A 22423-nucleotide genomic window follows, 5' to 3' on the forward strand; every position below is an offset into this window, starting at 1 on the left:
CCCGTTTTGACTCCTTGGGTCTACACCCGCCCGTAATACACGGGCAGGTGGTCATGAGTAGCTGATCTATGAACAATTATCTTGCCCTGCGTGTGGCACGAGTGATCGAGGAAACCGCCGATGCGCGCTCCCTGGTTTTCGACGTGCCGGAGCATCTGGGTGAACGCTTCCACTATCAACCCGGCCAGTTCCTGACCTTGCGAGTGCCCTTCGAGGACGGTTGGTTGCCCCGTTGCTACTCATTGTCGAGCACGCCATTGCTGGATGAGCCCTTGCGGGTAACGGTCAAACGTGTGCACGAGGGCCGCGCTTCGAACTGGCTGTGCAGCGAGTTGCAGGCCGGCCAGACCCTGGAGGTACTGCCACCTGCCGGGGTATTTGTGCCGCGTAGCCTCGACGGCGATTTACTGCTGTTCGGCGGCGGCAGTGGCGTGACCCCGGTGCTGTCGATCCTGCGTTCGGCGTTGCTCGCCGGAACCGGCCGGGTCCTGCTGATCTACGCCAACCGCGATGAATCCTCAGTGATTTTCCGCGATGAACTCCGGCACCTGGCCAGCGCCCACCCGCAACGCTTGCAAATCGTCCACTGGCTCGATTCGGTACAGGGCATCCCAAGCGTCGGACAGCTGGCCGAACTGGCGCGGCCGTTTATCGATGCGCAGGCGTTCATTTGTGGACCGGGCCCGTTCATGGACGCCGCCGTCAATGCGTTAAAGGACCTGGGCATGCCGGAGCGCCGAGTGCATGTCGAACGGTTCGTGTCGCTGCCCGGCGAAGGCGAGCTGCCACAGGTGGCAAGCATCGAGGCTGCGGTGGCCGCCCAACTCGCCGTGCGCCTGGATGGCGAGGACCACCACTTGGCCTGCGACACCGGCGAGACCTTGCTGGCTGCGATGGAACGTGCCGGTCTCAAGCCTCCCAGCGCCTGCCGCGTGGGTGGCTGCGCTTCGTGCATGTGCACGCTGGTAAGCGGCGATGTCGAGCTGCTGCACAACGATGCCCTGGATGCGGGTGACCTGGCCGAAGGCTGGATTCTTGCCTGTCAGGCAGTGCCCACCAGCGCGCAATTGCGTATCCGCTTTCCAGAGTGAAGCCCCCAATGATGCCAAGCCCGAGCCCACGATGAATCAGAGCCTGAATCTTGCCGCGCCCCTGAGCGCCGCCCCCGTCAACTTTGCCCAGTTGGTCTTCAGCAGCGCCGAACGTCACGCCGGTCGCACTGCCATTGAGGACAACGGCCACTGCATCGACTACGCCCAACTGCCCGAGCGCGTCATGAGCTTTGCCCGGGGCCTGATGGCTGTGGGTATCCAGCCCGGTGACAGGGTCGGTATCTGGGCCCCGAACAGCGGTGACTGGATCCTCGCCGCGCTGGGCATTCAGTGTGCAGGTGCGGTGCTGGTGCCGATTAACACGCGCATGAAGGGGCTTGAGGCCGCCGATGTGCTGGAACGCAGCGGCTGCCGGCTGTTGTTTGTCCAGCAGCGATTTCTCGATGTGGATTACCCGGCGCTCCTCGCACCCCATCGACCGGCCAGCCTCCAGCATCTGGTGATACTCGATGGCGATACGCCCGAATCGCCTGCGGACCTGACGCTTCAACAGTTTCTGTGTGGTGCGGTAACCGTCGATGCCGACAGCGCCAGGCAACGCGCATTAGCGGTCGACCCCCAAGCCATGTGCGACCTGTTGTTCACGTCCGGCACCACCGGCAAACCCAAAGGTGTGATGAGCGGGCATGGCCAGAACCTGCGGGCTTTTACCGAATACGTCAAGGTCATCGGCCTGGTGCCGGGTGACCGTTACCTGATCGTAAACCCGTTCTTTCATGCCTTCGGCTATAAAGCCGGCTGGCTGACTTGCCTGATTGGCGGAGCGACCATCCTGCCCCACGCGGTGTTCGACGCCGAACAAGTGTTCCAGCGCATCGCCCGCGAGCGCATCAGCGTCTTGCCCGGCGCGCCGACCCTGTACCTCTCGCTGCTTGCGCATCCGCAGCTCAAGCAGACCGACCTGTCGAGCTTGCGCATCGCGGTGACCGGTTCAGCGAGTATTCCGCCGAGCCTGATAGAACGCATGCGCAACGAGTTGGGGTTTGCCGTGGTGACCACTGCCTACGGCCTGACCGAATGCGGGGGGCTTGCGACTATCTGCGACCCACAAGACTCGGCGCAGGTGATCGCCGGCACCAGCGGACGGCCTATTGCCGGCACTGAAGCAAGTATCCGCGATCCGCATAACCAGGCGCTGGATCCAGGGCAAACCGGTGAGATCTGCCTGCGTGGCTTTCACATCATGCAGGGCTATTTCCAGGACCCCGAAGCGACCCGCGAAGTCATCGACGCCGATGGCTGGCTCCACACCGGCGATGTCGGGCGCCTGGATAAAGCGGGCAACCTGATCATCACCGACCGACTCAAGGACATGTTCATCGTCGGTGGCTTCAACTGCTACCCGGCGGAAATCGAAGCGGCATTGATCCGGCATCCGGCGATTGCCCAGGTGGCGGTGGTTGGCATTGCCGATGAGCGCATGGGCGAAGTTGGCTGTGCCTGCGTTGTGCTGCGCGAGGGCGCAGAGCTCGACGAGGCACAACTGATTGCCTGGAGTCGTGAGCAAATGGCCAATTACAAGGTGCCGCGCCAGGTGCGTTTTTTCCGCGCCTTGCCGCTCAATCCGTCGAGCAAGGTTGTGAAGAGCGAACTGCGCGCGATGGTGGCCAATGGCGTGCTGGCGTAACAAACGCTCATCTCACCAAACGGACGATGTGCGCGGAAGTGGTTTTTTTCATGCTGTGAGGACACAAGCCAGAACAACAAAAAAGGAGATGAGCATGTTTACCCGAAACCTTGTTGCGCGCCGTCCGGGGAGAACGATCGATGGACGCTGCCTGTTGGCGACAGCCATCACGGTGGCCAGTGCCACGGCCAGCGCCGCGCCGACCGTCGAATTGGGGGAGAACACCACCCTGGATTCGTCGCTGACGGTCAACTACACCGCCTCCATGCGTACCGCCAAGCAGGCCAGTCAATACCTCAATGACCCGAACAACGACGACGGCACGCGAAATTTCAAGCGCGGCTCATTGATCAATAACCGCCTGAGTCTGTTCGGCGAACTGCAACTCAAACATGACAACCTCGGTGCGGTAGTGCGCGGGAGTCAGTTCTATGACGATGTCTACAACCAGAAAAACGCCAACGACTCGGCGCAGACGGTGAACAAGACCGGACACAACGACGGCTTCAGTGACGAAACCCGCCGGCTGAGCGGCAGCACCGCGCGGCTGCTCGATGCCTATGTGTATGGCAACTTCGACGTCGGCGAGACCCAGTATCTGTCGCTCAAGGCCGGGCGGCACCTGGTGGCATGGGGCGAGAGCCTGTTCTGGGCCAACATCAGCCAGGGGCAGGCCCCGGTGGATGCCACCAAATTCAATGTGCCGGGTACCGAGGCCAAGGACTCGTACCTGCCGGTGGGGCAGGTGTCCGGGTCGTGGTCGCTGAACGAAGACCTGGCGCTGGTCGGCTATTACCAGTACGAATGGGAAAAAACCCAGCTCAACCCTGTGGGCGATTATTTCGGCAGCGACACCTTCGGACCCGGTGCCGAGTTCTATCGTCTGGGCGCTGGGGTAGTCGACAGCCTGCCAAACGGCCTGGCGGTCGGTTATGCCGGTGAAAAAGACGCCAGAGACAGCGGCCAATGGGGGGTGGGGGTACGCTACCGAATCACCGAAAACACCGAAGTGGGGCTGTTCCACTACCGCTATCACGAGCGGGTGGGCTCATTATTCTTCGACTTTACGGGTAACACCCAATACTCATCGCTCAAGGGCATCGGTCATGATTCCAGCGCACCGACCTATCGCCTGGGTTACTTCGAAGACGTAGAACTGACCGGGATCAGCTTCAGCTCCAAGGTCGGCGACTCGGTGCAGTACGCCGGTGACCTGAGCTACCGTGATGGCGCCTCGGTCTACCTCAACAACGGTGCGCCGACTACCGGGCAGATCTGGCAAGGCAACCTCAACGCCTCGTACATCCTCGGCCCAAGCATGCTGGCCCAACAGACCACCGTGGTGGGCGAAGTGGTGCATCAACACATCGACGGGGTGGACAGCCTGACCATCACCGGCGGCGGAGCTGGCGTTGACGGCACCTTTGACCAGTTCGAGTCGCAGACCCAGACCCGTGGCTCGACCCTGCTGGGTGTGGGCGTCTACATGGACTACCCGTCCATCGCCAACGGCCTGGACCTGAGCACCAAGGTGGTATGGACACAGAACCTCGACGGTAGCGCCTACCAGGGCCTGGGGCGCGAAGAGAAGCGCCTGACTGTGGGGGGAGACTTCAAGTATCTGGGTAACTTTCAGGTCGGCATGACCTATATCGCCTACTTGAGTTCTCCGGATGTCGCCCAGGGGCGGTTCCTGGCTGACCGGGATTACCTGTCGTTGAACGCCAAATACACCTTCTGAAGATTATCGCTGCGTCGCGACGTGGCGATGCAGCGCTTCGTTTTTAGCCTGATAAAAATAAAGAGGCCTGCCATGAACCCTCGTTCAATCCCATCTGCGTTCAGCCCCGTCAAGATCGGACCGCTGATCCTGAAGAACCGCTTTATCAAGGCCGCCACCAATGAGGGCATGAGCGCCCAGGGTGTGCCTTCCAAACAACTGGTCAAGCTGCACTCGTCCCTCGCCGCTGGCGGAATCGCCCTGACCACCGTGGCTTACTGCGCAGTGAGCACTGATGGCCGCACCTTGCCCAACCAGTTGATCCTCGCTCAATCCAGCGTGCCGCACTTCAAGGCCTTGACCGACGCCGTGCACGAGTCCGGTGGCCTGGCCAGCGCGCAGATCACCCATGGTGGCTGCTTCACCTTTATTCGCGAGCGCTCAACCAAACGTCCGCTTTCAGCCAGCGGAGGCTTCAACAAGATAGGCCTGATGAGTGGCATGTTTCTCAAGCAGGCGATGAACGAAGCCGATATGCAGCAAGTGGTGCACGATTTCGTCCAAGGCGCGCGGCTGGCGCGCCAGGCAGGTTTTGACGCAGTGGAAATCCACATGGGTCATGGCTACTTGTTGAGCCAGTTCATTTCGCCGATGTACAACAAGCGCCGCGACCAGTACGGCGGCAGTCTGGAAAACCGCCTGCGCTTTCCGCGACGGGTGCTGCGCGCGGTGCTCGATGCGGTCGGCCAGGAGATGGCGGTGATCTGCAAATACAGCATCACCGAAGGCGTGCGCGCCGGTAACAGTGCCGAAGACGGAGCCCAGATCGCCCGCATGCTGGAGGATGAAGGCGCGCACTTGCTGGTGCTCAGCGCCGGGATGAACGCGGAATCGATCACCACCATGTTCGGTTCTTCCTTTCCCAAGGAAAACCGCGTGCAGCAGAAAAACAAGATCATCGCCCTGGCCATGGCCATTCAGCGCCGTAAAGAGCCGACGGTAGAGTTCCGCGAGCTGTATCTGTTGGAACACGCGCGCAAAGTACGCGCGGCGGTCAAGATGCCCCTGGCTTACCTGGGCGGAGCCAAGAGCCTGTCGAGCATTGAACAGGTCATGGCCGAGGGCTTTGACCTGGTCGCCATGGGGCGGGTGTTGCTGGCCGAGCAAGACTACGTCAATAAACTCGCCAGCGGCGTCAGTCGCGATTCGATTTGCACGGCCTGCAACCGCTGCGTGGCAATGATGTACACCCCCGGCGGCACGTCCTGCGTACTGGGCAAGCCCGGCGACGCCGAGTTGAACCGTCAGCCAGCAGCGGGGTAACGGATATACGTCAAGGCCCGGCTCCGGGGGAACGAGGCTTGCCGGCGAAGAGAGATAACGCGGTGCAACACGTACACCGCGCCGCCCGGATCAGCCGTGTTGCAGGAAGTCGATGCAGCTGCGGTTGAACAATTCCCGGTGTTCCACCTGGACCCAATGCCCGCAACGGTTGAGCACGATAAACCGGGCATTGGCCGCACCGTCAATGATGCGCTGGGCACCAATGACAGGGTTGAAGTGATCGTTGGTACCCCAGAAGCCCAGGATCGGGCATTGGATCTCACCCAGGCGCGCCTGCATGTTCTGAACCATCATGGTGCTGAACAGGTTTTTGGGCTGGGTCGCTGCCACCGCTACGCGTTCCTGTAGCAGGCTTTCCGGCAGAATCGAATCGTCGAACAGCTGCAGGCGCATCATGCTGCGCATCTCTTCCATTCCGATGGGGCCAGCGCTGAACAGGCTGACCATGCGTACGATGCCTTCCATCTTGAAGTAGGTCTCCCGTTCTTCGACACCGCCCGGAGCCAGCAGGATCAGGCTCTGTGGCAGTTGCGGCAGGCGCAGGGCCAGGCCCAGGGCGATCGCGCCCCCCAACGAATTACCCAGCAGCGTGCAACGCCGCACGCCGATGCACTCCAGGAACGCGGCCACGCAGTCGACGAAAAAATCGAGGTTGTACTGGACGTCCTCGGGCTTGTCCGATCGGCCGAAACCCGGGAGGTCAAGCACGATGTTGCGATAGCCCGCGGCTGCCAATTGCGGGTAGTTGCCTTTGAAGTTGCTGAAGCCACTGGCGCCCGGTCCGCTGCCGTGCAGCCACAGCACCACGGGGCCTGCTCCCTCATCCAGATAGTGCAGACACAGGCCGTTTGGCAGGTTTGCGTAATGGCCGACGGGCAGGGGCAAGTCTACGGATTGGTTCATGGGGTTCTCCATTGTCTGCGGATTCATGACGCGCAGCCATGCCAGGCACTGCAGCCGATTGAATGCAGCGAGTTGAAGGGGGACGCGAAGACTGACGTGGTGCGCGCAATGCTAATGCTGGGGGCTGACAGCGCTGCACACATCGTCCGTTCAGACCACTCAGGCGCTAGTCCCATCGGACGATGTGTGCCCAGGCGCTTACCGCTAATCATGCAGGGGACGGTTCCATTGCAAGGGCAGCGGGCCGCAGCGTATTTGCACATTCGGAGATTGCTATGAAGTTACTCAACAAAGTGGCGTTCGTGACCGGTGCCGCCCAGGGCATGGGCCAGGCCATCGTGCGTGGTTTTGTCGCCGAAGGCGCCAAGGTGGTGGCTGTGGACCTCAATCAGGCGGCCCTGGCCGAGAGCCTGGCGGATCTGGGTGACCAGGTACTGGCCCTGGCCTGTAACGTCGGTGACGGTGCGTCCGTGGCGGACGCCATGGGCCAGGCGGAGCAGCACTTTGGCGGCCTCGACATCCTGGTCAATAACGCCGGCGTGGGCGCGCTGGACAGCTTCCTCGATACCCCGGACGAGAGCTGGGCGCGGGTGATCGGGGTCAACCTGGGTGGAACCTTCCTGTGCTGCCGTGAAGGCGCCAAGCTGATGGTCAAGGGTGGCCGCAAGGGCGCAATCATCAACCTCTCCAGCACTGCCGCGCTGACCGGTGATGGCCCAAGCCACTACTGTGCCTCGAAAGCCGGCGTGATGGGCCTGACCCGCTCAATTGCCCGTGAACTGGCAGCCAGTGGCATACGCGTCAACACCCTGGTGCCGGGCCCCACCAACACCCCAATGATGGCGGGCATCCCCGATGACTACATGCAGGCGCTGCTGAAAAACGTGCCCTTGGGCCGCATGTGCGAAACCGACGAGATCGCCAGGGTCGCGGTGTTCCTGGCCAGCGAAGACGCCAGCTTCATGACCGGGCAGAACATCGCCGTCAACGGTGGCATGGCCTTTATCTAATTAGGGAGACACTCATGAGCAAGCGTTTACAAGGAAAAATCGCCTTCGTTACCGGCGCCGGTTCCGGCATTGGCGAAGCCACCGCGCTGCGATTCGCCGAAGAAGGCGCCACTGTGGTGTTGTGCGGTCGTCGCATCGAACCGTTGCAAGGTGTGCAGGAGAAAATCCTGGCCCAGGGTGGGCAGGCCGACATCGCCGTGGCCGATGTCAGCAATGAGCAGGCCTACGTCGACGCGCTTCAAGCGACTGCACAACGGCACGGGCGTCTGGACATTCTGGTCAACAACGCCATGGCTTACACGTGGGGTGGTATCGACACAATGACCACCGCAGACTGGCACGCCAACTTTGCGACCACCGTGGACGGCACCTTCTGGGGCACCCGTACCGCGATGCAGTTGATGAAAGAGCAGGGCGGTGGTTCGATCGTCAATATCGCGTCTATCTGCGGCCTGTTCGGCACCGCCTGGATGGCCGGCTACTCCGCGGCCAAGGCGGCGGTCATCAACTTCAGCCGTGCGGCGGCCAGCGAAGGCGCACCGCACAACATTCGCTGCAACGTGATCATCCCGGGCGTGGTTGATACCCCGGCCACAGCCGGCATGCTGGGTGACGCCAAGACCCGTACCAACACTGAAAAAGTGATCCCGATGAAACGGGTCGGCCTGCCGGTGGAGCTGGCCAACGCGATTCTGTTTCTGGCCAGCGACGAGGCTTCGTACGTCACCGGCGCCAGCCTGGCGGTCGACGGCGGGCGCGGTTCGGACCTGTACACGGTGCTCGACTGATGAGCCAGGACTCGAGCGCATTGCTTGCGCGCATCGATCGACTGGAGTCGCTGGACGCGATTCGCCAACTGGCCGGCAAATATGCCCTGGCGCTGGACATGCGTGATATGGATGCCATGGCCAACTGCTTCGCCCCGGACGTGCGCGTGGGGCGCGACAAGAGCGGCCGGGCGCACCTGAAGGTGTGGCTGGACGAAACCATGCGCAAGCAATTTCACGGCACTTCACATCACTTGGGCCAACACATCATTGAGTTCAGCGATGCCGATCACGCCACCGGCGTGGTGTATTCGAAGAACGAACATGAGACCGGTCCCGAGTGGGTCATCATGCAGATGCTGTACTGGGACGACTATGAGCGAATCGACGGGCGCTGGTGTTTCCGTCGCCGCTTGCCATGCTACTGGTATGCGACCGACCTGAACAAACCACCCATCGGCGGTTTGAAAATGCGCTGGCCCGGGCGCGAACCGTACGCCGGCTCCTTCCACGAACTTTTCCCTTCCTGGGAGGATTTCTGGACACAGCGCCCGGACAAGGACGCCTTGCCGCAGATCGCCGAGCCGGCTCCGCTGGAAGGCTTTCTCACAGCGCTGCGTCGCGGGGCCGATGACCCCAGGATTCGTGTGCGCTGAAGGGCCGATCGTTCCCGAGCATGGAGCGTTACCAGTGAAATCAGAAGGGGGAGCTTGCTCCCCCTTGCTGTGTCTGCATCTCACGCAAGCATCAATTTTTTCAGGCGCTGTTGTTAATGAGGGCCTCGTGGTTCACGTGGCATGCCCAATGCCCGTTCGGCAATCACGTTGCGCTGAATCTCATTGCTGCCGCCATAGATGGTGTCGGAGCGGGTAAACAGGAACAGCGACTGCAGGCGACTGAGCTGGTAGGGCGCGCCGTCGAGGATTTCCCCGTCATCGCCCAGTACGTCCATCGCCAGTTTGCCCAGGTCGCTGTGCCAGGTGGACCAGGCCAGTTTGTAGATCATCGCTTCGCGACTGAGGCTACCGTCTTGAGGGCCTGAGAGCATGCGCAAAGAGTTGTAGCGCAATACTTTGAGCCCGCTCCAGGCCTGGGCGATGCGCTGACGCAGCAGCGGGTCGCGTGCGGCGCCGTTGGCGCGGGCGATGCGGATGATCTCATCGAGTTCGTTGTGAAACTGCATCTGCTGACCCAGGGTGGATACGCCGCGCTCAAAACCCAGGAGCGCCATGGCGATCTTCCAGCCATCGCCTGGTTGTCCGATCAGGTTATCGGCACTCGTGATGGCCTGGTCGAAGAACACCTCGTTGAATTCACTGGTGCCGGTCAGTTGCTGGATCGGTTGTACGCGGATGCTGTGCTGGGCCATCGGCACCAACAGGAATGACAAGCCGTGATGCCCTTGGCTGCCGGCCTCGGTGCGCGCCAGCACGAAACACCAATCGGCTTCGTGGGCCAGGGAGGTCCAGACCTTCTGCCCGCTGATCAGCCAGTGTTCACCCGTTGCATCCAGTTTCGCCCGGGTCTGTACGTTGGCAAGGTCCGAACCGGCTCCGGGTTCCGAATAGCCCTGGCACCAGAATTGGCGGCCCTCGAGGATCCCGGGCAGCAAGCGCTGTTGCTGCGCCGGGGTACCGAAGGCGGCGAGTGTCGGGCCGACCAGGCCTTCGCCGATATGCCCCATGCGCCCGGGGCCACCGGCGCGGGCATACTCCTCATGGAAGATCACCTGCTGGCTGATGGAAAATCCTCGTCCGCCGTGCTCCCTGGCCCAGCCGACGCCGATCCAGGCACCTGCGGCAAGCCGGCGCTCCCAGGCCTTGCGCTCCTCAGGAAAGCTGTGTTCATCCCCCGGACCGCCGCGAAAGCGCAGTGGGGCAAATTCCCCGCTCAGGTGCTCGGCCAGCCACCGGGAAACTTCTTCACGGAACATTTCGTCTGCACGACTGAATCCGATTCTCATGGTTGTTCTCCCAACAGGTGCTTGGCCAGGCGCTCGCGGTGCAACGCCGGGCTGCCTAGCAGGTGCTCGCTGGCGCGGGCTCGTTTGAAATACAGGTGTGGGTCGTATTCCCAGGTGAACCCGACGCCGCCATGCAGCTGGATCGACTCGGCGGCGCAGTTGAAAAACGCCTCGCTGGCATGGATTTTTGCCGTGGCGGCGGCCTGCTCAAGCTCCTGGGCCACGGCGGCATCGCCTTGGGGGGCCAGGCATTCCTGGGCCACGCAGGCGGCATAGTAGGCTGCCGACCGGGCGCACTCGACTTGCAGCATCATGTCGGCACAGCGGTGCTTGATTGCCTGAAAGCTGGCGATAGTGCGCTTGAATTGCCGGCGTTCAGCAATGTAGGCCAGGGTCAGGTCCAGGGCCTGCTGCGCGCCCCCGGTTTGTTCGGCGGCAAGGCCGGCAGTGGCAATCAGCAGGGTGCTACGCAGCACCGCCCAGCCTTGGTCTGGACCGCACAGTTGTTGTGACTCGCTGACCTGCACTTGATGCAGTTCAATGCGGGCAAGGCGACGGGTCTGGTCCAGGGTTGCCAGGGGGGTACGTACGACGCCAGGCGTATTGCCAGGCAAGACGAACAGGCTGATGCCTCGTTCGCCCTGAGTGCCTGGGGCGCGAGCGGCGACGATCAGCAGGTCGGCGCAGGCGCCGTCGATGACCTGTGCGTAGTGGCCGTCAAGGGTCCAACCTCCAGGGCGCGTTGCGGCCACGGCTTGCACACTGCCAGGCTCCAGTCCTGGAACGCTGGCGAAGGCCACGGTGGCACGTGTGTCACCGGCGGCAATTGCCCCCAGCCAGTGCTCCTTTACGGGTTCGTTGTGCCCCAGCAGCAGTGCCGGGGTGGCCAGGCAGGCAGTGGCGAACAGCGGCGAACCCAGCAGATAGCGACCGCTTTGTTCCAGCAGAATGGCCAGCTCTACAAAGCCCAGGCCCATGCCGCCAAAGCGTTCCGGCACCATCAGCGCCGGCCAGTACAGTTCCTGGCCGATCCGTTGCCAGACCTCGGGATCATGAGCGTCAGGCCGGTTCATGGCGGCGCGCACGGCATGCGAGTCGCTGGCCTGGGCGAGGAAACGCTCGGCGCTATCGCGAATCATCAGGTGTTCTTCGGTAAAAGCGAACTCCATGGGGCGGTCTCTGCAATGCGAATGGATGCGCGAGTCTGTGGCGTTGAGGGAGGTGTTCGAATCACTAAAACGGACTAGTACTGACCCGCTGCGCATCGTTGTGCCGAGCTCTGCTTAGTCTCAACGGACGATGAAGCCTTGGGCGGCGCTTTGCACAATGCCAACCACGAAAGCCCATTCAGCCAACGAGGACCAAGGCATGATCGACATTCGCGGTTTGAGCTATTTCGTCTCGCAGATCGAAAACCTCAGTCATTGGCAGCGTTACGCCGAAGACGTGCTGGGCATGCAAGTGCAGGCGGCCCCAGGTGGTGGCCTGTACGTGAAGATGGACGAGCGTCCGTTTCGTATGCTGATCGTCGAAGGGAGCGAGGCGCGTTATCTGGCTTCCGGATGGGAGTTGGCCAACGAGTCGGCCTTCAAGTCTGCACTCGAGCACCTGAGCGCCGCCGGCATCGAATGGCAGCCGGGCTCTGCGATCGAGGTCGAGCAGCGCGGTGTACAGGCGCTGATCAAGGTCACCGACCCATCGGGCAACTGTCATGAGCTGAGCTGGGGTCATCGCTCCGATTGCCTGCCGTTTGTGTCGCCCCAAGGGGTGCCGCGGTTCATCACCGGTGACATGGGCCTGGGTCATACCGTCCTGCCAGCACCAAACTTCGACGCCACCCTGGCGTTCGCCAAGGATGTGCTGGGTTTTGAGCTCTCGGATATTTTCAACTTTCGTCCCGACCCATCGGTGCCGGCGGTTCGCATTCACTTTCTGCATTGTCAAAACGCCCGCCACCACAGCCTGGCACTCGCCGAGTACCCGGTGCCGTCAGGTTGCGTGCATGTGATGGTCGAGGTCGATTCGATGACCGAGGTCGGCCGGGCGCACGATCGTCTGCACGCCCATGACGTGTCCCTGTCCGCGACCCTAGGTCAGCACCTCAACGATCGCATGACCAGTTTCTACATGAAGACGCCGTCCGGTTTTGATCTGGAGTACGGCTTTGGCGGTTTGCAAGTCGACTGGGCCGAGCATTCGGCGTTCGAGTTCACCCGTGTGAGCATTTGGGGGCACGACTTTTCGGTCGGCCATCAGTAAGGAATGATCCTGATGAACAAACAACTGACAGCGGCCGATGCGGTCGCTCAATTACGCGATGGCATGACCATCGGTTTCGGTGGCTGGGGCCCGCGGCGCAAGCCGATGGCTATCGTGCGCGAGATCCTGCGCTCACCGGTCAAGGATCTCACTGTGGTTGCCTATGGCGGCCCGGAAGTGGGCATGCTGTGCGCTGCCGGCAAGGTCAAGAAGCTGGTGTTCGGCTTCGCTACCCTCGATGCCATTCCGCTGGAACCCTACTACCGCAAAGCTCGCGAGGCTGGCGAGCTGGAACTGATGGAGCTGGACGAAGGTATGTTCCAGTGGGGGCTGCGCGCCGCTGGCATGCGCTTGCCATTCCTGCCGACCCGCTGCGGCCTGGCCACCGATGTCACGCGCTTGAATTCGCAGCTTAAAACGATCCAGTCGCCCTATGCCGATGGCGAGGTGTTGCTGGCGATGCCGGCGCTCAACCTCGACGTGGCGTTCCTGCACGTCAACGTCGCCGACCGCTTGGGTAACTGCCTGGTGACAGGTCCGGACCCGTATTTCGATCACCTGTTCGCCCGCGCTGCCAAGCAGTGTTTCGTGTCGTGCGAACGCTTGGAAGAGCGCCTGGAGCTGAGCGCCGATCAAGCCCGTTTTAACACCTTTGAACGTTACCTGGTGAGCGGTGTGGTGCATGCACCTCTGGGTGCGCACCCGACGCTGTGCGCACCTGATTACGGATGGGACATCAAACACCTCAAGGGTTATGTCGCCAGCAGCCAGGCGGAGAACGGCTGGCAGGACTATGTGCAGACCTACATTGCCGGTGGCGAGCTGGCTTATCAGGCACAGAACGGCGGTGCCGATTCCATGGGCGTCTTGCCCCTTCCCGTGTTCTGAGGATTAGCGACCATGTCTGCAACCTGTGATTTTACCCTCGCTGAACTGATGATCGTCGCGGCCTCCGAGGCCTGGCGCGGTAATGGCGAGGTGATTGCCTCTGGCCTTGGCGTGATTCCGCGCCTGGGCGCGAGCCTGGCCAAACTGACTCACAGCCCCGAGCTGCTGATGACCGACAGCGAGGCGTTTCTGGTAGAAGAACCGATCCCGCTGGGCCCACGAGGTGACTACGTGCCACGGTACTCGGGTTACATGTCGTTCGAGCGGGTTTTCGAATGCGTGTGGGGTGGCCGCCGCCACGCGATGATCGGGCCGACCCAGATCGACCGCTGGGGCCAGACCAATCTGTCCTGCGTTGGCGACTATCAAAAGCCCAAGACCGCGATCCTCGGCGTGCGCGGCTTGCCAGGTAACAGCATCAACCACCTGAATTCGTTCTTCGTACCCAGTCATAACACCCGGGTGTTCGTCAGCGGCGAAGTCGACATGGTCTCCGGCGTGGGCTTCAAGGCCGAGCGCTGGCCCGAAGGTGCGCGTCGCGACTTGATGGACATTGACTGCGTAGTCAGCGACTTGTGCGTGTTGGATTTCAATGGACCGCAGCGTGCAGTGCAGGTCCGCTCGCTGCACCCCGGCGTGAGTTTCGATCAGGTCCAGGAGAACACCGGCTTCCCGTTGCTCAAGTCGGCGCAGTTGCACGAAACCGTGCATCCCACCCCTGAGCAGTTGGCCGTGATCCGTCGACTCGACCCCCACGATTACCGCGCCACGGCGATCAAGGGCAATCCGCCCGGCATCCGTACGGCCTGAGGCAAGGACACGACCATGCACAGCAGCGACAGTGAATTCATCGTCCGCCAGGACAACGCCGTCTACGAGACGGACACCCCGGTGCTGTACAGCGTGGCCGAGGGTATCGCCACGCTGACGCTGAACCGGCCGACCTTCAACAACGCGCAAAACTCGCAGATGACTTATGCCCTGGATGCCTGCTTTCGCCAGGCGGTGAACGACGACAGCGTCAAGGTCATCGTCCTGCGCGGCAACGGCAAACACTTTTCCGCAGGCCACGATATCGGCTCGCCCGGCCGGGATATCGACAAACCGTTCGAGCGCGCGCACCTGTGGTGGGACCACACCAACAAACCCGGTGGCGAGCAACTGTATGCCCGCGAGCAGGAAGTGTACCTGGGCATGTGCCGGCGCTGGCGCGAACTGCCCAAGCCAACCATCGCCATGGTCCAGGGCGCGTGCGTAGCAGGTGGGCTGATGCTGGCCTGGGTCTGCGATTTGATCGTTGCCAGCGACGACGCATTTTTCCAGGACCCGGTGGTGCGTATGGGCATTCCGGGGGTGGAGTATTTTGCTCACCCCTACGAAATGAATCCGCGTATCGCCAAGGAATTCCTCTTCACCGGTGACCGCATGAGCGCCACAAGGGCCTGGCAAGTGGGCATGGTCAATCGCCTGGTGCCGCGTGAAGAGCTTGAACAGGCGACCTACGCCCTGGCCGCAGGCATCGCCCGCCAGCCACGCATGGGCCTGGCCCTGACCAAACAGGCGGTCAACCACGTCGAAGACCTGCAAGGTAAACGCACGGCGATGGATGCGGTATTTGCCTGGCACCACTTTGCCCATGCCCATAACGAGTTGCTGTCCGGCGACAAACTGGGCGGTTTCGATGCCAAGGGGATGGCCCGCGCCAACAAGCGGGCCGAGGACGAAAACCAATGAACCGCTGGTTGGAAACACCGCTGACCGAAGCCCTCGGGTGCCGTTACCCGATCGTGCAGACCGCCATGGGCTGGGTCGCTGATGCCAACCTGGTGATCGCCACGACCCAGGCCGGGGGCTTCGGTTTCCTGGCCGGGGCGACCATCCCGGCTGATGAGCTGGAAGGCGAAATCCGCAAGGTAATCGATGCCACCGGCGGCAGCAATTTTGGGCTCAATTTCCATATGTTCCAGGACAACGCTGCGCAGTGTGTCGACCTGGCGATTCAGTACCGCTTGCGTGCCGTGAGCTACGGGCGTGGTCCGGACAAACAGACCATCGCTCGCTTCAAGGCGGCCAAGGTGCTGTGTATTCCCACCGTGGGCGCCCTGAAACATGCGCTCAAGGCCGTGGAACTGGGGGCCGACCTGATCACTGTCCAGGGCGGCGAGGGCGGCGGCCATACCGGCGGCGTACCCAGTTCGATCTTGCTGCCCCAGGTACTGGCGGCGGTCAGGGTGCCGGTGATCGCGGCGGGTGGGTTCGCCACTGGCCGTGGCCTGGCTTCGGTCCTGGCTGCCGGTGGAGCGGGAATCGCCATGGGCACACGGTTTCTCATGACCCGCGAATCGCCGACTCCGGCCGCGACACTTGAGCGCTACCTGAAGGTCAAGGATCCGCAGCAGGTGCGTGTGACCACTGCGGTCGATGGCATGCGCCACCGAATGATCGAAAACCGCTTCATCAATCACCTCGAACAAGCGGGCCCCTTCGGTCGCCTGCGCATCGCCCTGGGCAGTGCGTGGCAGTGGAAGCAGCAAACCGGCATGAGCCTGGCGCACATGGCCTCGGTGTTCGTCCGTGCACTACGCGAAGACCCATCGCAGCTGTCGCAGGTGGTGATGGCTGCCAACCAGCCGGTGCTGTTGCAGCGCTCCATGGTCGATGGCGCACCGGACGAGGGCATCCTGCCCAGTGGCCAGGTCGCCGCTGCGATTGGTGAATTGCTCAGTTGTCGCGAGGTGATCGAAGGCATCGCCGGTGAGGCACAGCAATGCCTGGATACGCTCCTGGCACGCAGCCAGCACCTCCCATCGAATCGTCCCGCCAGTATCGGAGAACACCTGTGACCCAGGCATTTACCACACAACTCAATCAGGGCATCGCTGAACTGGTGATCGCCAAGCCCCCGGTCAACGCCCTCGACAGCCAGGAGTGGCAAGCCCTGGCGCAGCAGATCGAAGCCCTTGGGGCCAATCCCGAAGTGCGGGTGATCGTGATTCGCGCAGAGGGCCGGGGCTTTTGCGCCGGAGTCGACATCAAGGAGCTGGACAAGTACCCGGAACGGATCGTCGAGGTCAATGCCGGTAACTACGCCACTTTCAAGGCCGTGCATCGCAACCCGGTGCCGGTGATTGTCGCGGTCCATGGTTTTGTCCTGGGCGGCGGCATTGGTATCACCGGTGCGGCGGACATTGTTGTCGCCTCCGACTGCGCGACCTTTGCCCTGCCGGAAGTCGACCGCGGTGCCATGGGCGGCGGTGCACATCTGCAGCGCCTGTTCCCGGTGCAAAAAGTCCGTTACCTGTTTTTCACCGGCGACAGCATCAGCGCCCCCGAAGCGCTGCAATACGGCTTCATCGAGCGGATTGTCAGCAAGGATCAATTACGCGAAACCGCCCTGGGCATTGCGGCGAAAATTGCCGAAAAAAGCCCGGGCATGATCCGCATCGCCAAGGAAGCCTTGAACGGTATTGAAGACGGCAACCTGGAAGACAAATACCGCTGGGAACAGGGCTTCACCATGCAGGCCTATAGCAGCCCGGACTCCGCGGAAACGCGCCGGGCCTTCGTTGAAAAACGCGACGCCAAGTTCTGAGATAAACGCCATGGACCTGACTTACACCCCCAAGCAAATCGCTTTCCGCGCCGAAGTGCGGGCCTGGCTGGCAGCCAACCTGCCACGCGAGCCGCTGGCCAGCTACGACACTCGCGAAGGTTTTGAACAGCACCGCGCGTGGGAGGCCAAGCTGTTCGAGAGCCGCTGGTCGATGGTGATGTGGCCAGCCAATCTGGGCGGACGCGGTAGCGACCTGATCGAGTGGCTGATCTTCGAGGAAGAGTATTACGGCGCCGGCGCCCCCATGCGTGTCAATCAGAACGGCCAGCTGTTGCTGGGGCCTACCCTGATGGAATTCGGCACGCCGGAGCAGAAGCAGCGTTTCCTGCCGCGTATGGCCGCCAGCCTGGACATGTGGGCGCAAGGCTGGTCGGAACCCAACGCGGGGTCCGACATGGCGGCAATCACCAGCAAGGCCCTGATCGACGGTGACCACTACGTGATCAATGGGCAGAAAACCTGGTCAACCCGGGCGATCTACGCCGACTGGCTGTTCGGGCTGTTCCGCAGCGAGCCAGGATCGAGCCGGCACCACGGGCTTTCGTTCATCATGGTGCCGCTGGACGCACCGGGAGTGAGCATTCGCCCGATCAAGGCGCTCAACGGCAAGGACGCCTTCGCCGAGGTGTTTTTCGATGACGTGCGGGTGCCGGTGGCTAACCGTATCGGTACCGAGGGGCAGGGCTGGCACGTGGCAATGGCCACCGCCGGTTTCGAGCGCGGCCTGTTGCTGCGTTCACCGGCGCGCTTCCAGGCCACGGCACGCAAGCTCGTGGCCCTGTACAAGGCACACCGCGCCAGCGCCGACCGCGACCCAAGCCTGCGCGATGCCGTGCTGGAGACCTGGATGGGCGCCGAAGCCTACGCGCTGTCGGCCTATCACACCGTGGGCCGCCTGAGCCGAGGCGAGCAGATCGGCGCCGAGTCGAGCATCAACAAAATCATCTGGTCAGAGCTGGATCTGAAGATGCACGAGACTGCCATGCGCATTCTCGGTGGGCGCGGCGAGCTGGTGGGCAAGGCCTCCCAGGCCGGCGATGCGGCCGGCTGGCTGGAGGGTTTCCTGTTCGCCCAGTCGGGGCCGATCTACGCCGGCACCAACGAAATCCAGCGCAACATCATTGCCGAGCGCATGCTCGGCTTGCCGAAATAAGGAACCGCCATGGACTTCACTTTTAACGATGACCAGTTGGCGTTTCACGAGGCCATCAGTCGTTTCCTGATGACCGAAGCCGCCCCGGAAATGCTTCGGGAAATCTGGGAAACCGATGCCGGCCGCTCGCGGGACCTGCGCAACAAGATCGCCGGCCAGGGCCTGACTGCCTTGTCAGTGCCCGAGGCCGAGGGCGGCCTGGGCATGGATGATGTGACCTGGGCACTGATGACCCAGGAACTGGGTTACTACGCCATTCCCGATTCATTGGCCGACACCGCTTATGTTGCCAGTGGCTTACTTGCCGGCCTGCCCGCAGGCCACCCGGCCCGCGCCGAACTGCTGCCCCGGATCGCCGATGGGAGCTTGCGCATGGCGATCAGTCATCCGGTCAATTTGCTGGTCAGCGATGCGCAATTGGCAGAAGTACTGCTGCTCACCCATGGCGATGAGATCCACGTGGTGCCTCGCTCTCAGGTTGAGGTAGAAAACCATCCGAGCATCGACGCTTCGCGCCGCCTGGGTGAGGTGAAGTGGATCCCAACGCCGGCGACCTGTGTGGCCAGTGGCGAGCAGGGGCGTGCTTTGCAGGACCGTCTGCTGGACCGTGGCGCGCTGTCGGTGGCCGGGCAACTGCTGGGATTGGCGCAACGCATGCTGGACCTGTCCGTGGACTACGTGGCCCAGCGTAAACAGTTCGGCAAGCCGATCGGCAGCTTCCAGGCTGTCAAGCATCACCTGGCCGATGTCGCCCGTTACATCGAACAGGCCAAACCCGTGCTGTACCGCGCCGCACATGCCCTGGCCCGGTGCGACGTCAACGCGGGCGTATGGGTCTCCCAGGCCCGCCTCGCGGCGAATGAGGCGAGCTGGATCGCTGCCCGCAAAGGCATCCAGGTTCACGGCGCAATGGGATACACCTGGGAAGTCGATTTGCAGATGTTCATGAAGCGCGCCTGGGCCCTGGATGCATCCTGGGGCGACCGCGGATTTCACAAAAACCGCGTCAGCGACTACTTGTTCGCCGACACTACTGGCCTGGGGCCTGGACACACTTTCGAGGAATGAGTCATGGCACAGGCTTACATTGTTGATGCACTGCGCAGCCCCACCGGCAAGCGCAAGGGCTCGTTGAGCGAGATCCACGCGATTGACCTGGGCGCCCATGTGCTCAAGGCACTGGTGGAGCGTAACGTGATCCCCGGGCAAGACTACGACGACGTGATATTCGGGTGCGTCGACACCATCGGCTCCCAGGCCGGCGATATAGCGCGCACCAGCTGGCTGGCCGCAGGCCTGCCAATGACGGTCCCCGGCACCACCGTGGATCGCCAATGCGGTTCATCGCAACAGGCGCTGCATTTTGCAGCGCAGGCGGTGATGAGCGGCACCCAGGATGTGGTCGCGGTGGGCGGCGTGCAAACCATGACCCAAATCCCGATTTCCTCCGCGATGCTGGCCGGCCAGCCCCTGGGCTTTGCCGATCCATTCTCTGGCAGCGTTGGCTGGCGTGCGCGCTTTGGTCAGCAACCGGTGAACCAGTTCTACGCCGCGCAACGGATTGCCGATCATTGGCAGATCAGTCGCGAGCAAATGGAAGCCTTTGCCCTGCAAAGTCACGAACGCGCATTGGCGGCCATTGCCAACGGGCGATTTGCTCGGGAAATCGTCGCCTGCCAGGGCCTCGCGGTGGATGAAACCCCGCGGCACAGCAGCCTGGTAAAGATGGCTGAACTGCAGCCGGTGGACCCTCAGTACCCATCGATCACCGCCGCCGTGTCCAGCCAGACCTGCGACGCGTCAGCTGCGCTTTTGGTGGTGTCGGAGGCGGCGCTCAAACGCTACGACTTGACGCCACGGGCGCGGATTCATCACCTGACGGTGCTGGGTGACGATCCAATCTGGCATCTCACCGCACCGATTGCGGCGACACGCCGGGCTTTGGCCAAAAGCGGGCTGAGCATGGCTGACATCGACCGGGTAGAGATCAACGAGGCCTTTGCCTCTGTGGTCATGGCCTGGGCCAAAGAGCTGGATTACGACCCGGCACGCACCAATGTCAATGGCGGGGCAATTGCCTTGGGGCACCCGCTGGGCGCAACCGGAGCAAGGCTGATGACCACGCTGCTCAACGAACTGGAATGCAGCGGTGGGCGCTATGGCTTGCAAACCATGTGTGAAGGCGGCGGCCAGGCCAACGTGACCATCATCGAACGGCTGTAATTCTTTTACGTGGGCCGCCGCTTCGGCTGCGTGTCCACCCAAATCCAGAGGAGTTAAACATGGCTATTTGTGCAGACCGCACCGTGATCATCACCGGGGCCGGAGGCGGGCTCGGTCGCGCCTATGCCCTGGCGTTCGCCGCGCAAGGGGCCAATGTCGTGGTCAACGATATTCGCGCCGATGCCGCAGAAGATGTGGCAGGTGAAATTCGCGCGAGCGGCGGCCAGGCCATTGCCAGCAGCGACGACATCACCACGCTGGCCACTGCGCAGCGCATCGTCGATGCGGCGTTGGCCGCGTTTGGTGAAGTACATGTGCTGATCAATAACGCTGGCGTCTTGCGCGACCGCATGTTCATCAGCCTCAGTGAAGAAGACTGGGACATGGTCATGCGCGTCCACCTCAAGGGCCATTACTGCCTGGCCAACATTCTCGGTCGGCGCTGGCGCGACCTTGCCAAGGCCGGCACCCCGGTCGACGCCCGGATCATCAACACCAGCTCCGGCGCCGGCCTGCAAGGCTCGGTGGGACAGTCCAATTATTCGGCGGCCAAGGGCGGCATTGCTTCGCTGACCCTGGTGCAAGCGGCGGAGCTCGCGCGCTACGGTGTCACCGCCAACGCGTTGGCCCCGGCGGCACGTACCTCGATGACCGAGAGTGCCATGCCCGACGTGGTGAAAAAGCCTGAGGACGACAGCTTCGATGCCTGGGCGCCGGAAAATGTCGCGCCGCTGGTGGTGTGGCTTGGCAGCCCGGCGTCGGCCCATGTCAGCGGCCAGGTCTTCGAAAGCCAGGGCGGGCGGATCTCCCTGGGAGACGGCTGGCGCACGGGCGTCACCCGCGATAAAGGCGCGTTGTGGCAAGTCGAAGAGATTGGTGCGGCCGTGGACTCGATTCTCGCTGAAGCGCCCAAGGCACAGAACGTCTGGGGCAGCTGAAGCCCCGACCCTTTGTTTACGTCAACGTTCTCGACCTTCATACCCCATTTTGACGATGTGCCCGCCTGGCCCGCTCCGTAAAACTGCAGCGTATTGATTTCTTCGGAGGTAGACGCTGTGAAACAAGCCCCCCCTTATGTTCCCGGTCATCAATTACTGGCCGGCAAGTCGGTATTGATCACCGCCGCGGCCGGTGCCGGTATCGGTTACTCAGCGGCCCGACGCAGTGCCGAGGAAGGTTGTCGGGCGCTGATGATTTCCGACGTTCACCCGCGGCGCCTGGAAGAGGCGGTAGCGCGCCTCAAGGGCGAGACCGGCCTGCAGGCGATCTACGGCCAGCTGTGCAATGTCACGATAGAAGACGAAGTCCAGGCCTTGGTGGCGGCGGCTGAAGAGGCTCTGGGCGGGGTCGATGTGCTGATCAACAATGCGGGGCTGGGTGGCCAGAAGCGTGTGGTAGAGATGAGCGATGAAGAGTGGTTGCGGGTGCTGGACGTGACATTGACGGGCACCTTTCGCATGACTCGGGCGATGTTGCCGCACATGCAGCGCCGCGGCGCAGGAGCCATCGTCAATAACGCCTCGGTGCTCGGTTGGCGGGCCCAAAAGGAACAGGCCCATTACGCTGCGGCCAAGGCCGGCGTAATGGCCCTGACCCGCTGCAGCGCCCTGGAAGCCGCTGAGTTTGGCGTGCGCATCAATGCGGTATCGCCGTCGATTGCCCTGCACGATTTTCTCAAGAAAGCCTCCAGCGAACAATTGCTCGCCAGCCTGGCAGGGCGCGAAGCGTTCGGTCGCGCCGCCGAAGTATGGGAGGTGGCCAACGTGATGATGTTCCTGGCCAGCGACTACGCCTCCTACATGGTCGGTGAAGTGCTGTCAGTCAGTTCACAACAAGCTTGA

General features: G+C 62.4%; 21 protein-coding genes. 18 read left to right on the forward strand and 3 right to left on the reverse strand.

The features are described from left to right. Window positions 1-68 precede the first annotated feature (68 nt). From AAEZ09_RS01380 to AAEZ09_RS01395, 4 genes are all read left to right on the forward strand, one after another. Window positions 69-1091 carry a ferredoxin--NADP reductase gene (locus tag AAEZ09_RS01380; protein ID WP_045058525.1) on the forward strand — a complete coding sequence of 341 codons (1023 nt, stop codon included), beginning with the start codon at window positions 69-71 and terminating at the stop codon, window positions 1089-1091. A gap of 31 nt (window positions 1092-1122) precedes the next feature. Beyond that, window positions 1123-2739 carry a FadD3 family acyl-CoA ligase gene (locus AAEZ09_RS01385; protein WP_350597751.1) on the forward strand — a complete coding sequence of 539 codons (1617 nt, stop codon included), beginning with the start codon at window positions 1123-1125 and terminating at the stop codon, window positions 2737-2739. A gap of 94 nt (window positions 2740-2833) precedes the next feature. Next, window positions 2834-4480, forward strand: a complete 1647-nt coding sequence (locus tag AAEZ09_RS01390) for a DUF1302 domain-containing protein (RefSeq protein ID WP_350597753.1) — start codon at window positions 2834-2836, stop codon at window positions 4478-4480. Window positions 4481-4552: 72 nt separating this feature from the next. Next, window positions 4553-5782 (forward strand): NADH:flavin oxidoreductase, encoded by a 1230-nt coding sequence (locus AAEZ09_RS01395; RefSeq protein WP_205893619.1) that lies wholly within the window; start codon window positions 4553-4555, stop codon window positions 5780-5782. Between the two features lie 90 nt (window positions 5783-5872). Here AAEZ09_RS01395 and AAEZ09_RS01400 read toward each other — a convergent pair whose 3' ends face one another. Continuing rightward, on the reverse strand, window positions 5873-6706 hold the full coding sequence (locus AAEZ09_RS01400; RefSeq protein WP_350597754.1) for an alpha/beta fold hydrolase: 834 nt from the start codon (window positions 6704-6706) through the stop codon (window positions 5873-5875). Window positions 6707-6981: 275 nt separating this feature from the next. Here AAEZ09_RS01400 and AAEZ09_RS01405 point away from each other — a divergent pair, with 275 nt between their 5' ends. The 3 genes from AAEZ09_RS01405 to AAEZ09_RS01415 are packed head-to-tail and all read left to right on the forward strand — an operon-like array spanning window position 6982 to window position 9139. Continuing rightward, window positions 6982-7716, forward strand: coding sequence for an SDR family NAD(P)-dependent oxidoreductase (locus AAEZ09_RS01405; protein ID WP_350597756.1), 735 nt, complete (start codon window positions 6982-6984; stop codon window positions 7714-7716). 14 nt (window positions 7717-7730) lie between these two features. Next, entirely contained in the window at window positions 7731-8504 is a 774-nt protein-coding gene (locus tag AAEZ09_RS01410; RefSeq protein WP_045058520.1) for an SDR family NAD(P)-dependent oxidoreductase, read from the forward strand. Continuing rightward, window positions 8504-9139, forward strand: coding sequence for a nuclear transport factor 2 family protein (locus AAEZ09_RS01415; RefSeq protein ID WP_350597758.1), 636 nt, complete (start codon window positions 8504-8506; stop codon window positions 9137-9139). Before AAEZ09_RS01410 ends, AAEZ09_RS01415 begins: the two co-directional genes overlap by 1 nt. Before the next feature lie 113 nt (window positions 9140-9252). Here the strand turns inward: AAEZ09_RS01415 and AAEZ09_RS01420 are convergent, their stop codons facing one another. Both AAEZ09_RS01420 and AAEZ09_RS01425 read right to left on the reverse strand, forming a co-directional pair. Then, window positions 9253-10446: an acyl-CoA dehydrogenase family protein gene (locus AAEZ09_RS01420; RefSeq protein ID WP_350597760.1), complete on the reverse strand. Its 1194-nt coding sequence runs from the start codon at window positions 10444-10446 to the stop codon at window positions 9253-9255. Further along, entirely contained in the window at window positions 10443-11615 is a 1173-nt protein-coding gene (locus AAEZ09_RS01425) for an acyl-CoA dehydrogenase family protein (RefSeq protein ID WP_350597762.1), read from the reverse strand. Before AAEZ09_RS01425 ends, AAEZ09_RS01420 begins: the two co-directional genes overlap by 4 nt. A gap of 199 nt (window positions 11616-11814) precedes the next feature. Here AAEZ09_RS01425 and AAEZ09_RS01430 point away from each other — a divergent pair, with 199 nt between their 5' ends. The 11 genes from AAEZ09_RS01430 to AAEZ09_RS01480 all read left to right on the forward strand — a co-directional run bounded on the left by AAEZ09_RS01430 (window position 11815) and on the right by AAEZ09_RS01480 (window position 22423). After that, window positions 11815-12705 (forward strand): VOC family protein, encoded by an 891-nt coding sequence (locus AAEZ09_RS01430; RefSeq protein WP_122839841.1) that lies wholly within the window; start codon window positions 11815-11817, stop codon window positions 12703-12705. 12 nt (window positions 12706-12717) lie between these two features. Further along, a complete protein-coding gene (locus AAEZ09_RS01435) occupies window positions 12718-13593 on the forward strand; it encodes a CoA transferase subunit A (RefSeq protein ID WP_045058515.1) in 876 nt (291 codons plus the stop codon). 12 nt (window positions 13594-13605) lie between these two features. Then, the gene (locus AAEZ09_RS01440) at window positions 13606-14403 is read left to right on the forward strand and encodes a CoA-transferase subunit beta (RefSeq protein ID WP_045058514.1); all 798 of its coding nucleotides are present in this window, start codon (window positions 13606-13608) and stop codon (window positions 14401-14403) included. Window positions 14404-14418: 15 nt separating this feature from the next. Further along, entirely contained in the window at window positions 14419-15327 is a 909-nt protein-coding gene (locus AAEZ09_RS01445) for an enoyl-CoA hydratase (protein WP_350597764.1), read from the forward strand. Then, complete coding sequence (locus AAEZ09_RS01450) at window positions 15324-16436, forward strand: NAD(P)H-dependent flavin oxidoreductase (protein WP_350597766.1); 1113 nt, start codon at window positions 15324-15326, stop codon at window positions 16434-16436. Before AAEZ09_RS01445 ends, AAEZ09_RS01450 begins: the two co-directional genes overlap by 4 nt. After that, a complete protein-coding gene (locus tag AAEZ09_RS01455; protein ID WP_350597767.1) occupies window positions 16433-17185 on the forward strand; it encodes an enoyl-CoA hydratase family protein in 753 nt (250 codons plus the stop codon). Before AAEZ09_RS01450 ends, AAEZ09_RS01455 begins: the two co-directional genes overlap by 4 nt. Window positions 17186-17195: 10 nt before the next feature. Continuing rightward, a complete protein-coding gene (locus AAEZ09_RS01460) occupies window positions 17196-18359 on the forward strand; it encodes an acyl-CoA dehydrogenase family protein (protein WP_350597769.1) in 1164 nt (387 codons plus the stop codon). A 9-nt stretch (window positions 18360-18368) separates the two neighbouring features. Then, entirely contained in the window at window positions 18369-19427 is a 1059-nt protein-coding gene (locus AAEZ09_RS01465; protein WP_045058509.1) for an acyl-CoA dehydrogenase family protein, read from the forward strand. A 3-nt stretch (window positions 19428-19430) separates the two neighbouring features. Then, window positions 19431-20582 (forward strand): acetyl-CoA C-acetyltransferase, encoded by a 1152-nt coding sequence (locus AAEZ09_RS01470; RefSeq protein ID WP_350597771.1) that lies wholly within the window; start codon window positions 19431-19433, stop codon window positions 20580-20582. 59 nt (window positions 20583-20641) lie between these two features. Further along, window positions 20642-21520 (forward strand): SDR family oxidoreductase, encoded by an 879-nt coding sequence (locus AAEZ09_RS01475; RefSeq protein ID WP_350597773.1) that lies wholly within the window; start codon window positions 20642-20644, stop codon window positions 21518-21520. Window positions 21521-21637: 117 nt separating this feature from the next. Beyond that, entirely contained in the window at window positions 21638-22423 is a 786-nt protein-coding gene (locus tag AAEZ09_RS01480) for an SDR family oxidoreductase (RefSeq protein WP_152644248.1), read from the forward strand.

This window comes from Pseudomonas sp. 65/3-MNA-CIBAN-0223 (assembly GCF_040310425.1).
Lineage (GTDB): Bacteria > Pseudomonadota > Gammaproteobacteria > Pseudomonadales > Pseudomonadaceae > Aquipseudomonas > Aquipseudomonas gregormendelii.

Bases quoted from the DNA above. Each gene is read 5' to 3' on its own strand.
- AAEZ09_RS01465 (WP_045058509.1), top strand. From the start codon at position 18,369: ATGGACTTCACTTTTAACGATGACCAGTTGGCGTTTCACGAGGCCATC.
- AAEZ09_RS01470 (WP_350597771.1), top strand. From the start codon at position 19,431: ATGGCACAGGCTTACATTGTTGATGCACTGCGCAGCCCCACCGGCAAG.
- AAEZ09_RS01440 (WP_045058514.1), top strand. From the start codon at position 13,606: ATGTCTGCAACCTGTGATTTTACCCTCGCTGAACTGATGATCGTCGCG.
- AAEZ09_RS01445 (WP_350597764.1), top strand. From the start codon at position 14,419: ATGCACAGCAGCGACAGTGAATTCATCGTCCGCCAGGACAACGCCGTC.
- AAEZ09_RS01435 (WP_045058515.1), top strand. From the start codon at position 12,718: ATGAACAAACAACTGACAGCGGCCGATGCGGTCGCTCAATTACGCGAT.
- AAEZ09_RS01380 (WP_045058525.1), top strand. From the start codon at position 69: ATGAACAATTATCTTGCCCTGCGTGTGGCACGAGTGATCGAGGAAACC.
- AAEZ09_RS01430 (WP_122839841.1), top strand. From the start codon at position 11,815: ATGATCGACATTCGCGGTTTGAGCTATTTCGTCTCGCAGATCGAAAAC.
- AAEZ09_RS01400 (WP_350597754.1), bottom strand. From the start codon at position 6,706: ATGAACCAATCCGTAGACTTGCCCCTGCCCGTCGGCCATTACGCAAAC.
- AAEZ09_RS01460 (WP_350597769.1), top strand. From the start codon at position 17,196: ATGGACCTGACTTACACCCCCAAGCAAATCGCTTTCCGCGCCGAAGTG.
- AAEZ09_RS01425 (WP_350597762.1), bottom strand. From the start codon at position 11,615: ATGGAGTTCGCTTTTACCGAAGAACACCTGATGATTCGCGATAGCGCC.
- AAEZ09_RS01405 (WP_350597756.1), top strand. From the start codon at position 6,982: ATGAAGTTACTCAACAAAGTGGCGTTCGTGACCGGTGCCGCCCAGGGC.
- AAEZ09_RS01395 (WP_205893619.1), top strand. From the start codon at position 4,553: ATGAACCCTCGTTCAATCCCATCTGCGTTCAGCCCCGTCAAGATCGGA.
- AAEZ09_RS01420 (WP_350597760.1), bottom strand. From the start codon at position 10,446: ATGAGAATCGGATTCAGTCGTGCAGACGAAATGTTCCGTGAAGAAGTT.
- AAEZ09_RS01385 (WP_350597751.1), top strand. From the start codon at position 1,123: ATGAATCAGAGCCTGAATCTTGCCGCGCCCCTGAGCGCCGCCCCCGTC.
- AAEZ09_RS01415 (WP_350597758.1), top strand. From the start codon at position 8,504: ATGAGCCAGGACTCGAGCGCATTGCTTGCGCGCATCGATCGACTGGAG.
- AAEZ09_RS01475 (WP_350597773.1), top strand. From the start codon at position 20,642: ATGGCTATTTGTGCAGACCGCACCGTGATCATCACCGGGGCCGGAGGC.
- AAEZ09_RS01410 (WP_045058520.1), top strand. From the start codon at position 7,731: ATGAGCAAGCGTTTACAAGGAAAAATCGCCTTCGTTACCGGCGCCGGT.
- AAEZ09_RS01390 (WP_350597753.1), top strand. From the start codon at position 2,834: ATGTTTACCCGAAACCTTGTTGCGCGCCGTCCGGGGAGAACGATCGAT.
- AAEZ09_RS01450 (WP_350597766.1), top strand. From the start codon at position 15,324: ATGAACCGCTGGTTGGAAACACCGCTGACCGAAGCCCTCGGGTGCCGT.